The sequence below is a fragment of the Pseudomonas sp. GM25 genome, assembly GCF_000282255.1.
Taxonomy (GTDB): domain Bacteria; phylum Pseudomonadota; class Gammaproteobacteria; order Pseudomonadales; family Pseudomonadaceae; genus Aquipseudomonas; species Aquipseudomonas aphyarum.
The window spans coordinates 40,347-54,255 of the sequence record NZ_AKJQ01000063.1 but is presented as its reverse complement, the minus strand read 5'-3'; the positions used below and the strand labels follow the sequence as shown (position 1 = coordinate 54,255).

General features: G+C 60.8%; 12 protein-coding genes. 4 read left to right on the top strand and 8 right to left on the bottom strand.

The window, feature by feature from the left end; translation table 11 throughout:
* Positions 1-11: 11 nt before the first annotated feature.
* The 5 genes from mrdA to PMI24_RS24210 form a co-directional block, all read right to left on the bottom strand.
* Complete coding sequence (gene mrdA, locus PMI24_RS24230) at positions 12-1,907, bottom strand: penicillin-binding protein 2 (RefSeq protein WP_007958656.1); 1,896 nt, start codon at positions 1,905-1,907, stop codon at positions 12-14.
* A 9-nt stretch (positions 1,908-1,916) separates the two neighbouring features.
* The gene (rlmH, locus tag PMI24_RS24225; RefSeq protein ID WP_003185785.1) at positions 1,917-2,384 is read right to left on the bottom strand and encodes a 23S rRNA (pseudouridine(1915)-N(3))-methyltransferase RlmH; all 468 of its coding nucleotides are present in this window, start codon (positions 2,382-2,384) and stop codon (positions 1,917-1,919) included.
* 9 nt (positions 2,385-2,393) lie between these two features.
* Complete coding sequence (gene rsfS, locus PMI24_RS24220; protein ID WP_007958654.1) at positions 2,394-2,888, bottom strand: ribosome silencing factor; 495 nt, start codon at positions 2,886-2,888, stop codon at positions 2,394-2,396.
* A 72-nt stretch (positions 2,889-2,960) separates the two neighbouring features.
* A complete protein-coding gene (gene nadD, locus PMI24_RS24215; RefSeq protein WP_007958652.1) occupies positions 2,961-3,683 on the bottom strand; it encodes a nicotinate-nucleotide adenylyltransferase in 723 nt (240 codons plus the stop codon).
* Complete coding sequence (locus tag PMI24_RS24210; RefSeq protein ID WP_007958650.1) at positions 3,652-4,923, bottom strand: glutamate-5-semialdehyde dehydrogenase; 1,272 nt, start codon at positions 4,921-4,923, stop codon at positions 3,652-3,654. The genes nadD and PMI24_RS24210 overlap by 32 nt, the downstream gene beginning before the upstream one ends.
* Positions 4,924-5,100: 177 nt before the next feature.
* Between PMI24_RS24210 and PMI24_RS24205 the strand changes: the two genes are divergently transcribed.
* Positions 5,101-5,796, top strand: a complete 696-nt coding sequence (locus tag PMI24_RS24205) for a DNA-3-methyladenine glycosylase (RefSeq protein ID WP_007958648.1) — start codon at positions 5,101-5,103, stop codon at positions 5,794-5,796.
* A gap of 54 nt (positions 5,797-5,850) precedes the next feature.
* On the top strand, positions 5,851-7,167 hold the full coding sequence (locus PMI24_RS24200; protein WP_007958646.1) for a bifunctional DedA family/phosphatase PAP2 family protein: 1,317 nt from the start codon (positions 5,851-5,853) through the stop codon (positions 7,165-7,167).
* On the opposite strand, the gene PMI24_RS24195 is transcribed toward PMI24_RS24200, so the two are convergent.
* Entirely contained in the window at positions 7,164-7,742 is a 579-nt protein-coding gene (locus tag PMI24_RS24195) for a hypothetical protein (RefSeq protein ID WP_007958644.1), read from the bottom strand. The genes PMI24_RS24200 and PMI24_RS24195 overlap by 4 nt on opposite strands.
* Before the next feature lie 48 nt (positions 7,743-7,790).
* Positions 7,791-8,000 carry a hypothetical protein gene (locus PMI24_RS24190; protein ID WP_007958643.1) on the bottom strand — a complete coding sequence of 70 codons (210 nt, stop codon included), beginning with the start codon at positions 7,998-8,000 and terminating at the stop codon, positions 7,791-7,793.
* Here PMI24_RS24190 and PMI24_RS24185 point away from each other — a divergent pair.
* Both PMI24_RS24185 and PMI24_RS24180 read left to right on the top strand, forming a co-directional pair.
* Positions 7,999-11,616: a calcium-binding protein gene (locus tag PMI24_RS24185; protein ID WP_238553880.1), complete on the top strand. Its 3,618-nt coding sequence runs from the start codon at positions 7,999-8,001 to the stop codon at positions 11,614-11,616. The genes PMI24_RS24190 and PMI24_RS24185 overlap by 2 nt on opposite strands.
* Before the next feature lie 274 nt (positions 11,617-11,890).
* Positions 11,891-13,300, top strand: coding sequence for a hypothetical protein (locus PMI24_RS24180; protein ID WP_238553878.1), 1,410 nt, complete (start codon positions 11,891-11,893; stop codon positions 13,298-13,300).
* A gap of 12 nt (positions 13,301-13,312) precedes the next feature.
* Here PMI24_RS24180 and PMI24_RS24175 read toward each other — a convergent pair whose 3' ends face one another.
* Positions 13,313-13,903, bottom strand: coding sequence for an LON peptidase substrate-binding domain-containing protein (locus tag PMI24_RS24175; RefSeq protein ID WP_007958639.1), 591 nt, complete (start codon positions 13,901-13,903; stop codon positions 13,313-13,315).
* Positions 13,904-13,909: the final 6 nt, after the last annotated feature.

Sequence of the window (13,909 nt, the reverse complement as noted above, 5' to 3'; positions counted from 1 at the left end):
TGCGATCGAAATTATTCATCACGGGCCGTAGCCTCCGCACTGATAGGGCTGGCGTATTCGGCCTTCAACCGTCCGTCCTGATCCAGCAGCCAGGCATCCATGACCTGCCGCACCACCGGTGCCGCGACGCCGGAACCGGACTCACCGTTCTCGACCATCACCGACACCACGATTTTCGGGTCATCCGCCGGCGCGAAACCGACGAACAGGGCGTGGTCGCGGTGGCGTTCCTGAACCTTGGAGCGGTCGTACTTCTCACCTTGCTTGATCGCCACGACCTGCGCCGTACCGGACTTGCCGGCGATCCGGTATTGCGCGCCGATCGCCGCTTTACGCGCCGTACCGCGCGCACCGTGCATCACCTGTTGCATGCCATGGTTGACCTTGGTCCAGTCCGACGGATCGCGCAGGATGATGTCCGGCATCGGATTCTCATCCACCGGTTTCACGCCTTCGAGGGATTTGGCCAGGTGCGGGCGATTCCACACACCCTTGTTGGCCACCAGCGCAGTCGCCTGGGCCAGTTGCAGCGGGGTCGATTGCATGTAGCCCTGGCCGATCCCGAGAATCAGGGTTTCGCCCGGGAACCACGCCTGACGCCTGGTCGCGCGTTTCCACTCGCGGGACGGCATCAGGCCGGGGGATTCTTCGAACATGTCCAGCGAGACCTTCTGGCCAATGCCGAACTTGTTCATGTAGGCCGACAACCGGTCGATGCCCAGCTTGTGCGCCAGGTCATAGAAGTAGGTGTCGTTGGACCGCATGATCGCCGTGTCGAGGTCGACGAAGCCGTCACCGGTGCGGTTCCAGTTGCGGTACTTGTGATCGTAGTTGGGCAGCATGTAGTAACCGGGGTCGAACACCCGGCTCGACGCCGTCACCACGCCCGCATCGAGACCGGCAATCGCCACCGCCGGCTTGATCGTCGAGCCCGGCGGGTACAGACCACGCAGCACGCGGTTGAACAGCGGCCGGTCGATCGAGTCGCGCAGCTCGGCGTAAGCCTTGAAGCTGATGCCGGTGACGAACAGGTTCGGGTCGAAGCTCGGCTGGCTGACCATCGCCAGCACTTCGCCGGTTTTCGGATCGAGCGCCACCACCGCGCCACGCCGACCGCCCAGCGCGGCCTCGGCGGCTTCCTGCAACTTGATGTCGAGGCTCAGGACAATGTCCTTGCCCGGCACCGGATCGGTACGTTTGAGCACGCGCAGAACGCGGCCACGGGCGTTGGTCTCGACTTCTTCGTAACCCACCTGACCGTGCAGCTCGGCTTCATAGAAGCGCTCGATGCCGGTCTTGCCGATGTGGTGGGTGCCGCTGTAGTTGACCGGATCGAGGGTCTTCAGCTCTTTCTCGTTGATCCGCCCCATGTAACCCACCGAATGCGCGAAATGCGCGCCCTGCGGGTAATGACGGACCAGCTGCGCGACCACCTCGACGCCCGGCAGGCGGAACTGGTTCACCGCGATCCGCGCGATCTGCTCTTCGCTCAGCTCGAACAGGATCGGCACCGGCTCGAACGGCCGGCGGCCCTGGCGCATGCGTTTCTCGAAGATCACCCGGTCTTCCGGCGTCAGCTGCAAGACCTCGACGATCACGTCGAGCACCTGCTGCCAGTCGCCGGAGCGCTCGCGGGTCATGCTCAGGCTGAAGCTGGGACGGTTGTCCGCCACCACCACGCCGTTGCGGTCGAAAATCAGGCCACGGGTCGGCGGGATCGGCTGCACGTGAACCCGGTTGTTTTCCGACAGGGTCGAGTGATATTCGTACTGAATCACCTGCAGGTAATACAGGCGCGCAATCAGCACGCAGATCAGCGCCACCACCGCAATTGCGCCGAACACGACGCGACCACGCACCAGACGGGCGTCTTTTTCGTGGTCCTTGATGCGGATCGGCTGAGACATGAGGGCGGATTACTTGTGGTAAGGGTGGCCGGACAGCACGGTCCAGGCACGATACAACTGCTCGCCGATGAGGATGCGCACCAGCGGGTGCGGCAGCGTCAGCGGTGACAACGACCAGCGCTGATCCGCGCGGGCACAGACTTCCGGCGCCAGCCCTTCCGGGCCACCGACCATGAAGTTGACCGTGCGCGAGTCCAGGCGCCAGCGATCGAGTTCGACCGCCAGTTGCTCGGTGCTCCACGGCTTGCCATGAACTTCGAGGGTGACGATCCGCTCGTTCGGCCCGACCTTGGCCAGCATGGCTTCGCCTTCCTGACGGATGAAGCGGGCCACGTCGGCGTTCTTGCCACGGGTATTGAGCGGAATTTCCACCAGTTCCAGCGCCAGCTCGGACGGAAGACGCTTGGCATATTCATGCCAGCCTTCTTCCACCCACTTGGGCATGCGTGAACCGACGGCGATCAGTCGCAGTCGCACAGCAATCCCTTACAGCTGGTCTTTGTTGAGCTTGGTGAAATGCTCGTGGGTGTTTTCCGGGCTGTGGTGCTTGGCGTCCGCCGCACGGCTTTGCTCGGCACCGGCCCACAGGCGCTCCAGGTCGTAGAACTGACGTGCCGAGGCGGTCATCATGTGCACGATCACCAGGTCCAGGTCCAGCAGCACCCAGTCGCTGTCGCCCTTGCCTTCTTCGCCCAGCGGCTTGGCGCCGTTCTTTTTGACCTCTTCGCGAACCTTGTCCAGCATCGCGTTGATCTGGCGGTTGGAAGTACCGGTGGCGATGATCATGTAGTCGGTGATGCTCTGCTTGTCGCGCACATCAATGATCTGGATGTCCTGGGCCTTGACGTCTTCCAGGGCTGCAACGGCCACCTTGACCAGTTCGTCGCCCTTCAGCGGTTCGTTGGTGTTGACCGGCTCTGGCAGCGGGGCGCTCTTGAATGTGCCTTTGCGCTTTACTTTGGTTTGGTCTTTGTCAGTCATATAAAACTCGTTTTGCTCATATTTTCGGCGGCTTGGCGACACGTGGATTCGTATCAGTGAAGCACGCCTTGTTCAGTTCGACGCACGGTACAGACCGTGCGCATCGATGTAGGCCAGGACCGCGTCGGGCACCAGGAAACGTACCGACTTACCGCTGGCCAGCAGTTGACGGATCTGGGTGGCGGAAACCGCGAGCGGTGTCTGCCAGACGAATGCAATCTGTCCGCTCGGCCCCTTCAGGGCCAGCGGGTCGCTCACCGAACGCGCTGCCAGCAGGTTGCGCAAGGCATCCGGTGGTTCGCTGTCGGCGTCCGGGCGCTGTAGCACCAGGATGTGGCAATGCTGGAGCAACTCTTCCCAGCGGTGCCAAGTGGGCAGGCCGCAAAACGCGTCCCAGCCCAGAAGCAGAAAAACCTGGGTCTCGGCGGCCATTTCGGCGCGCAGCGACTCCAGGGTATCGATGGTCCAGGACGGTTTGTCCCGCTGCAATTCGCGGGCGTCCACCACCAGCGGCGGCACACCGGCCACCGCACATTCAACCATTGCCAGCCGGTCCTGCGCCGACACCTGCGGCGTATCGCGGTGCGGCGGCCGGGCGCTGGGCATCATGCGCAGCTCATCGAGCCCCAGTGCCTCGGCGACTTCCAGCGCGCCGCGCAAATGGCCGACATGCACCGGATCGAACGTCCCGCCCAGTACGCCAATGCGCCGGGGACGGGACTTCTTGCCGGGTTTCGGCGCTTTCAGGTCGAGGTCGGACAAGTCAGACCGTCGCCTGGCCGCGCAACTGGCCATCACCGACCACGATGTACTTCTCGCAGGTCAGTCCTTCGAGACCCACCGGGCCACGGGCGTGCAGCTTATCAGTAGAAATGCCGATCTCGGCACCCAATCCGTATTCGAATCCATCGGCGAAGCAGGTCGGGGTGTTGATCATCACCGACGCCGAGTCGACCTGAGCCACGAACTGGCGGGTGTCGGCGAGGTTTTCGCTGACGATCGAGTCGGTGTGGTGGGAGCCGAAATGGTTGATGTGTTCGATGGCCTGATCCAGGCCATCCACCACGCGGATCGACAGAATCGGCGCCAGGTACTCGGTGCTCCAGTCTTCTTCGGTCGCGGCTACGGCCTCGATGATCGCCCGGGTGCGTTCGCAACCGCGCAGTTCCACGCCTTTTTCGCGGAACTGCTTGGCCATCGACGGCAGGAAATCCTTCGCAACACTTTGATCGACCAGCAAGGTCTCCATCGCACCGCAGATGCCATAGCGATAGGTCTTGGCATTGAAGGCGATGCGCTGGGCTTTCGGCAGGTCGGCGTGTTCGCTGACATAGACGTGACAGATGCCGTCCAGATGTTTGATCACCGGCACCCGGGCATCACGGCTGATGCGCTCGATCAGGCCACGGCCACCGCGCGGTACGATCACGTCGACGTACTCCGGCATGGTGATCAGCGCGCCAACGGCGGCACGGTCGGTGGTTTCAACCACTTGCACCACGGCAGCCGGCAGTTCGGCTTCGGCCAGACCGCGCTGGATGCAGGCGGCAATCGCGCGGTTGGAATGAATCGCTTCGGAACCGCCGCGCAGGATGGTCGCGTTGCCGGACTTCAGGCACAGGCTCGCGGCATCGATGGTCACGTTGGGACGGGATTCGTAGATGATCCCGATCACGCCCAGCGGTACGCGCATCTTGCCGACCTGAATGCCCGACGGACGGAAGCTCATGTCGCGGATCGCACCGACCGGATCCGGCAGCGCTGCGACCTGACGCAGGCCGACGATCATGCCGTCGATGCGCGCCGGGGTCAGTTCCAGACGCTCCAGCAGTGCCGGCTCCAGACCGTTGGCGCGTCCGGCGGCCAGATCCTGTTCATTGGCTGCCGCAAGCTCGGCGCGGGCGGCGTCCAGGGCATTGGCGGCAGCCAGCAGGGCGCGGTTTTTCTGCGCGGTGCTGGCACGGCCGATGACGCGGGAGGCTTCGCGGGCGGCGCGACCCAATCGGGTCATGTAGTCAAGAACGGACTCAGTCATGGTCTGCTGGGGTCTTGGCAAAGAGGAAAGCGGCAGATTATAGCTGTCGCGTCCCGGGACTAACAGCGGTGACGGGCGGATGGTCGAAATGGACGTTGATTTGCCGACGTTCAGCCGGGATTAAGCCGCGAATTGTTATCATCACGACCTCCTCCGCCTGGATAAACCCTGTTTGCCATGTCCAACCTGACCGTTCGCGCCACCTCCGCGCGCCAGCCTGTCGGCCTTGCGGACGCCTTTTTCGACCGTGACGCCCAGACGCTGGCCCGCGATCTGCTCGGCAAAGTCATCCGCCACCGCGTCGGCGATTTGTGGCTCAGCGCGCGAATCATCGAAACCGAAGCGTATTACTGCGAAGAAAAAGGCAGCCACGCGTCCCTCGGCTACACAGAAAAGCGTAAGGCTTTGTTTCTGGACGGCGGCCACATCTATATGTACTACGCCCGTGGCGGCGACTCGCTGAACTTCAGCGCGCAGGGTCCGGGCAACGCGGTGCTGATCAAATCGGCCTATCCGTGGGTCGACGAGATCAGCGGCCCGGCCAGTCTGGCGCAGATGTTGTTGAACAACCCCGATGCCCAGGGCCGACCGCGTCCGTCGCAGAAACTGTGTGCCGGGCAGACGTTGCTGTGCAAGGCGCTGGGACTGAAAGTGCCGGTGTGGGATGCCAAGCGCTTCGACCACGAAATTCTTCTGGTGGAAGACACCGGCCCCGCGCCAACTCATGTGATTCAGACCACCCGCCTGGGCATTCCCCATGGCCGTGACGAACACCTGATGTATCGCTTCGTCGATGCCGCCTATGCCCAGTGGTGCACGCGGAACCCGCTGCGTCGGGGTCAGGTCGAAGGTCGCGATTATTTTCTGCTGTGAATGCACACCCTTCGGCTCGCCGATCAGGGACATCAATAAAATGGAGTGGTTTGTATGGGCCCATGGCTCGATAGCGTGACCGGGTGGCTGGCCGCCAATCCGCAGTGGCTGGCCGCTGCAGTGTTTGTCGTGGCCTGCGTGGAATGCCTGGCGATAGCCGGCTTGATCGTGCCCGGCACGGTGCTGCTGTTTGCCGTGGCGGTGCTGGCCGGCAGCGGTGCGTTGTCATTGAGCGAAACCCTGTTGCTGGGTTTCCTCGGCGGGATTCTCGGCGATGTGATTTCGTATTTCCTCGGTCGCCACTTCCACCAGAACATCCGGCGTCTGCCGGGCCTGCGCCATCACCCGGAATGGATGGCCGGCGCGGAAACCTACTTCCAGCGCTACGGCATCGCCAGCCTGCTGGTCGGACGCTTCATCGGCCCGCTGCGGCCGATGCTGCCGATGGTCGCCGGCATGTGCGACATGCCCTTCCCGCGCTTCGCGGCCGTCAGCCTGCTGGCGGCGGCCGGCTGGAGCCTCGCCTACCTGCTGCCGGGCTGGGCCACCGGGGCGGCGATTCGCTTGCCGTTGCCGGAAGGCTTCTGGCTGCAGGCCGGAATCGTCGCCGGCAGCATTGCGGTGATGGTCGGCCTGAGCGCCAACAGCAGCCTGCGCCGCCATCGCCGGGCGACGATCTGGATCAGCAGCATGAGCCTGTTGATCCTGATCGGCCTGTTCATCGGCTACCCGTATCTGACCGCACTCGATCAGGGCGTCATGACCCTGGTGCAGGAACACCGCCGCCCGGCGCTGGATGAAGTGGCGGTGGTTTTCACCCTGATAGGTGAGTTCCGCAACATGCTGCTGTTCAGCGCCCTGCTGACTACTCTGCTGTTGCTGTGCCGTCAGTGGCGCCACGCGATCTTCGTGGGCGGCACCCTGCTCGTGACGGCCCTGGCCAACACCGGCACCAAAATGTTTTTCGCCCGGGTGCGCCCGGAAGTGCTGACCGATCCGCTCACCAGCTACAGCATGCCCAGCGGCCATGCGTCCGGATCGTTCGCGCTGTTCCTAACTCTGGCTGTGCTGGCCGGACGCGGGCAACCGCCGAGACTGCGACTGACCTGGCTGCTGATCGGCTGCATTCCGGCACTGGCGATTGCCTTGTCGCGGGTGTATCTGGGCGCACACTGGCCGACGGATGTGCTGGCCGGCGCCATGCTCGCCGCGTGCGTGTGCGCCGCCGGGCTCTGGCTCAGCCAGCGGCAATCACCGCTCGGCGCCATGCCGCAGAAAGTCTGGTGGCTGGTGTTGCCGGCGCTGATAGCGCTGTTCGGTTTCTTCGTGCTGCGACACTTGCCGCATACTCTGCTGCGCTATTCGTACTAGGCTACGGCAGACAGCAGCGAAGGATTGGTCCTCAAGACGAACGACACCGACGAAGGGTTGTAGGCATTGTGCCCGGTGTCGTTCGGATTCTTGTCCAGGAAGTAGGTGAGCCCTTCCTTCGTTTCATGCTGAAACAGGCGCATCTTCTTCTCTACGCTGAACAGCGCCACAGAAACCGGGTTGGACGGCAGGTCACCAAAGGACTTGAGCTTTCCGGCATACGTTTCCAGCTCAAAGTAACTGCCGCCACTTTTTGCGGCCAGAAGATGCCTTGTACTTTGATCAAGTCGAAGCTGCCAATTAAAGTAACGACCGGCCGTTTTGATATTAAGGGCATATCGCCCCCGAGAATCCGGAACAAACTCCAACAACAGCGGCTCGGCATCATCATGATCCGCGAGCGTCACGATTGGCGAACTGATTTCATCATTCAGGGAAATCTCCGCATTCAACCTCTGCCCCGTGGTGATTCGCGGTTGCTTCAAACGCTGCTCCATGACTTGATAATTGAGCACCAGCGGAAGTCCATCCGCGAACAGTTGCCCCGTGAAGGTAATATTATTGGCATCAGACATCTGAAGATTCTCTTCTTGTTAAGAACGGACTGAACAACAGACAGGATTTCATTTATCGGCAGCCTGGGCCGACTCGTTCTTCACACGTTTGCGCTTGCGGCGCTCAAGCACCATGGAGTCCGCGTAGTAACCGGCAGCCTTCAGGACAATCTCGGCATTCAGATCAACGCCCGCATGTTTGAAAATATACTTTCCGGCAATATCATCCCAGAACGCCCACTCATCTTCATAAATTGTCATAACGCTCTCCTTGTTCATGAAGCCCGCTTCCTGCGAGTCGGGTTCAACGCTAAATCAAAAACATCCCACAGACCACTTCAAAGGCAATACAAAAAACAACAATACAATCGGCAAAACAATAACAACTGAACACAACCACCCGACATGCCAAAGTCTTTCGACACTTCACAAGCGAGCATTGATTTTGGCCAAACCCTTTAGCATCAATCCTGAAAATATTCTTACAGCCCCCATAACAATTTCCGACATTAACATTCCATCAAATTCAACGACGGCCGAAACCGATACAACGCCCGGCAAAGTTCCCGACCTGAATCACCTGGACAAACTGTTCGGGCCCATGCGATTTGGCGAACTGACCGTGAGCCGCCAGACACTTCAGGCGCTGGGTGCCCGGGTCAACGGCGAGGCCATTACAGCGGCCAACACGTACTTCCCCGAGCCCGATCAGGCCTTTATCGATGGGCTGCAATTCGATCCCGCCCAGGTTGAGCAGCGGATCAAGTCAGTCGATGGTCAGGAGCACCAGCGGGTACCGGAATTACTCTACGAAATCGTCACTCTGCGCTCCCCCGACGCAGCACCGCTTCTACGCGAAATATCCGCCAGTGATGCTGAGCACCCCCTGCAGAAAATCGGCAAACTGCTGACCGCCACTCAACAGCTGGATATCCACAGAAGCCCGCTGCCCGATCACCTGCCAGGCTGGGTAGACAAGGCTAAAAGTCGCGGCATGACCAGTATGGGCGCCGGGCTGCAGGCCTACGGTTTGTACAGCGCCTACATGGGCGCCATCGACGGCCTCAAGAAAGGTCAGATGGGCGAAGTGCTGATCAATGCGGGGGGTGCTCTCGCCGAGATCACTTCACTGGGCCTCGAATACGCGCTGAACAAGACCGGCGAACAGATGATCCGTCAGGGATCCATGGCCCTCGAACAATTCGGCAAGACCACCATGGGCAAATGGCTGAGCCGGGGCGCGGGTCTGATCGCCAGCGTGCTGACGCTGCCCTTCGACATCTACACCGCCATCAAATCCTTCAACGATGCCGCCAAGGCCCAAGGCAAGGAAGCTCAGGATCTGTACGTCACCGGCGGCTTGAGCGTGTTCAGCGGCGCATTGTCCATTGCCCTTGGCTGCGCAGCCCTGATGGGTTTTCAGGCGGCGGGCCCGGTGGGGATTGCAGCGGCGGCGATCATGATTGTCGGTGCCCGAATCTACGGTGCCGCGCGCATGGTCGACGATATCGACGATTACATCGAGCTGACCGTGCACGAACGCTGGCGTGCCGGCTGGTTCGCGTTCACCGGACAAAGCCAGGACAAGGCGCTGATGGATCGCTACCTGGTTGCAAAGACCACGAGCGATTATGCCAAAGCCTTGAAAACCCGCAGCCTTGGCTGGCTCGACAATGAATTCAAGGAAAGTGTCGACGTGATCGTCAATGGCCGTTTCGAGGTTACGTTGCAGCCGACTCGCCTCTATCGTTTCCAATGGGATGAAAGCAAAGGCGAAACGCCCTATACCAGCGAAAACCGCCCAGTCATCAGCGATACGGATGACACCTACGACGCCAGGAAGGGATTACCCGACTCGGACGCTGTCATCGCCAGTGCGAAAAGCGACCCGGCGAAAGGGGTCTTCTGGAACCTGGGCGGCGGCCACGACACAGTTCAAGGCGTCGAGGACAAGCCGAATTTCTTCAGTTATGCCAGCGGCCGCAAAACCCTGGACGGTGGCAACAAGGATGACTCCTTTCTGTTTCAGTCGGCATCAGACGCGCTGTCTGACGACCCGACCACCGTCAGTGAGCTGTCCGGCGGTGACGGCACCGATCTGCTCTGGCTGCAAGGCAAACACAAAAACGAAGACCCTGTCGCCAACCCGCCGCGCCATATCGGTTTTGATGTCGACCTTAAAAGCGGCAGGCTGGCGGTGCGCCCTGTGGACCCGTCGCGTGAGCCGGTGCTGCATTCAACCTTCAGGTCCATCGAAAAGGTCGAGACACTGGCCGGCGCGCTCAACCGCGTGACCGGTTCCGATCACGCCGACACCATTGCCGCCAATGGCGATGACCGCGTCGAAGCCGGGGCCGGGGATGACCGCATTTCCGTGCGCGGCCTTCATGGCACGGTCGACGGCGGCAGCGGTAGCGATACCTATGAAATTGCCCCTGACTGTCTCAAGGTTTCACTGCACGAAGATGGCCAGGAACCGAGCAAGGTCTATCTGGGCGTGACACTCGAAGCCATCCAGCGCTGGTACGTACGCAATGACGCGCTGGTCATTGAATCCCTGCGCGACGACGACATCCGGTCGCCAAGGCGGGAACTGGTGCTGGAGGCGGTGTACCGGACGGTCGATGGCAAACGCACCCTGCGCAACGACAAATGGACGTTCATTACACAGGACGGCTACCACTTGCAGCCGGCGTGGCCTGCCGATACCCCGGACCTGGCCGACCTGACCGTGAAAGTTACCGTTCTGACCGTCGGCACGACGAAAACCTCGCCGGTGCCGGTCAACGATCATCCCTTCAGGATCTCGAACAAACCGCACTCGTATTACTTCATCTCGCGCCAGATCCGTCACGCAATCCTGATGGCAACACCACACGAAAATCCGACCCGAAGCACTCTGTACGTCGACCGCGACAGCACGGAGATCGATGAAGTCCGGGCGATTTATACCGTTACCAAAACACGGCCAAATGCATTCACGCAGCTCAGCTACACGGACATTCACCACACCCTCACGTTCCACGAGGGTGGTGGCCTGCTCTCGTTGCACGGTGCTGCAAGAGAAAAACCGGGCAAGAAACGCGACATGGGAGCCGGAATCCTGGCCTCTGGCTGGCAGATGATTCACCCGATGACGCTGGTCATGCGAGACGGGATTTCCTATCACCTCGACTTTCCACGTCCCACGTATCTAAACGACGCAAGGAACCCGGGTTATACGGTTGTGCAAAGCCGCACCGCGCTGCGCGAGCGAGCCGGTCGGTATATGTTCGTCCGCCCCTCAGTCGAGAAACGCACGTTGAAGGCAACCCCGCAGCGGGTCGACTTTCAGGCAGCCGAGCACAACGCGACCTATTGGCTGGAGGGACGATCGTCCAGCTATGAACTGTTTCCCGCCAGCGCAACGTCCATCCGGCTGTCCACCGCAGACGCAGATGCCCAGATCTCGGGTTCTTCCACCTGGCTCATTCACACACAACATCTGGAGGAGCAGATCAGCCACCGCGACCTCGCCATCAAAGACAACCTGCTCAGAATCGGCAGCATCCGGATTCAACTGCCGGACAGCAACGATCCGCTGCTGCCACTGGAAACCATCGAAGTCGTGGTCTCCTCGGGAAACCGTTATCGGATCAATGCACTGTTCGAGGTGATCGGTCTGTGCGCCATCGATGCCCGAGCCTACCCATCGGTTCAGGCCATCGCCCAGGACGTTCATGAGCATCAACTGCGTGAAGAGCTTGAGTCCGACGAAGTGTCGGTTCACCACATTCGCCTGAGCGAAACCGCTGCCGGCAAGATCTCCTACAACGTTGCCACCAACGTCTGGAGCAGCGAAACCACTGCGTTCCGCTCGATATCTGCCGAGCACCTGATCATCGTCAAGGAATGACACCATGCGACCAAAACCACCCTCGCCGCCAGGCTTTTCCAAAGGCAATACGGCCGCCGACTCGCTTGCTGAACTCCCACGATTGCGACCGCAAGCTCCAGACCCGCAGCTACCACATTCGTTGCCAGACCTGACGGCCGCGCATCAGCGAAACCCGGGACACACCCCGCCTCTCGCGGACACACCCGGATTGCCGAAAACCGAAGTGTCTGACCTGCCGGTCGCTTCCCGTGAAACGTCGACCGGCCTGGACAGTTACCGTTTGAACCCCGGATTGCTGCGCAACCTGCAACCGGCCAACGAGGAGGGTCTGCGCTACATCGTCGGCCGCGCGTTCGTCGATGTGAAAGACAGCGGCACGGTCTATGTGGAATTCGATGCGAACCTGGGCACCTATCGGGCAATGGATCTTTACAAAAAGTTGTCTCCCGGGCCGGCGCTCTACAGAAATACCGGTGAATCGACCTGGAGCCCGGCCTCACATAATCCCTTGAAACGCCCCCACTCCCAGGTCAGTGCCGTTGATACGCCGGTGCCAGCCAAACAAGCGCTGACCTCGCCTTTGTCGGCGCATGAAGCCACCACCCGACTGCTGAACGACTCGTTGCTCACGATGTATCCACTGATGACGCTCGGCCAGCGCGTCGATTTTTTGCGCGCCTACAATCTGTCACCACGGCAACACATCCAGTTGCACAATGATTTGACCGCCAATCCCCGGGTGATGCCGGAGTGGGCCGAGCAGCATCACTTACGCTCCCGGGACGAGAACGATCCGACCCGCTTCGATCAACTGCAGGAGGAAATCGAACCGCTGCTACTGCCTGTGAGGAACGGAACACTGCGCAGCGACCTGGTCGACTTCGACAAAAGCGTCACCCGCGAATTTCTCGATGCTTTTCTGACCCGACTCGGTTACCTGCGCAACAGCAGCGACTGCCTGTACCGCACGGATATTCCGGGCCTGTTCAGGGCCGATGAACGCACGCCTTTCGAGCTCTACAACGACGGACGCATGCTGCCGCGCTTGAAACACCCGCGCGGCGCAACGACCGAAAAACCGATCAGTGCCACGGTCAGCCACAAGCTGGTCAAGAGGTATGGCGCCAGGGGCACCAAGGCTCCCGATCCGGAGTACCTGCGTTACAACAGTCAGAGAAACAAATACCCCGGCAAAAAACCGGGTGAATCGGACAACGAGTCGGGGAACTCCGATAACGAATGGTCCGATGCGTCAGACATCGAACTGGACACCGAACGCAATTACGAGACGATCCGTCACGATCAGCAGTTCATCTTCTCTTACGTCATTGATACGCGAAGGATGGAGGTGGTTCTCAACGAGGAGAACCATTTGCTCAATCTGGCGGCACGGGAAAAGAATGCCTGGTTTCCCGAAGACGAACTCGAAGCCCTGATTTCCACGTCGAAGCGGGGCATCGAATCAGAGCGTCTGTGGCTGCTCGACTCGACCTTCACCCGTGCGGCGAAAGTCGACGACGTCGCCGCTGAAGCCCAGAGCAGCTACATCGGCAATGACATTGAGGCGCGGACCCACAGCGGTGTGGCCAATCAACGTGAATACGATGCCTTGATCGATGCGGTGGCCAAGGCCGGCAAGCCGATCCTTGCATTTCCAGGTGGCAGGGACTGGTTCTCCAACGACATCGTCTGGCCGGAATAACCGGGCTGAGTCTTAAGCGAACAACTCGCCCTGCAACTCATCGAGCAGCGCCTGGATCGCATCCAGTCGCTGCTGCGGGTCGTCGAGTTGCAGCAGGTCAATCTTGTCTTCCTCGGCGAACGGCAGCAAATACGCCAGCTGATTGGCCAGCGATTGCTGCCCCGCCGCTTCGATGCCCATGTTCAGCGCCTCGACCATCGGGTGCTCGGCCAGGGCCTTGAGCAGCGCCACCAGATCGGCGTCCTCATCCTGCAACGGTTGCTCGGGTTCTTCGTCAAGCCACTCGACCTCGGCCACGATCAATTGATCGCGTTGCACCTCGGTGCGCTGCACAATGAACCGGCGCCCGCCCTGCACCCGTATACCCAGCAGTCCGTTGTCCTGCTGCTGGAAATCGGTGATCCGCGCTTCGCAGCCGACCATGGCGAAACCTTCCGGCGCGACGCCGACTTCGCTGCCTTCAAGGATGCACACCACACCGAACCCGCCGCCCTGTTTCATGCAGCGGCCGATCATGTCCAGATAGCGCGCCTCGAAGATCTGCAAATCCAGATTGCAGCCGGGAAACAGCACCGTGTTCAGCGGAAAAAGCGGCAGACTCATAGACAT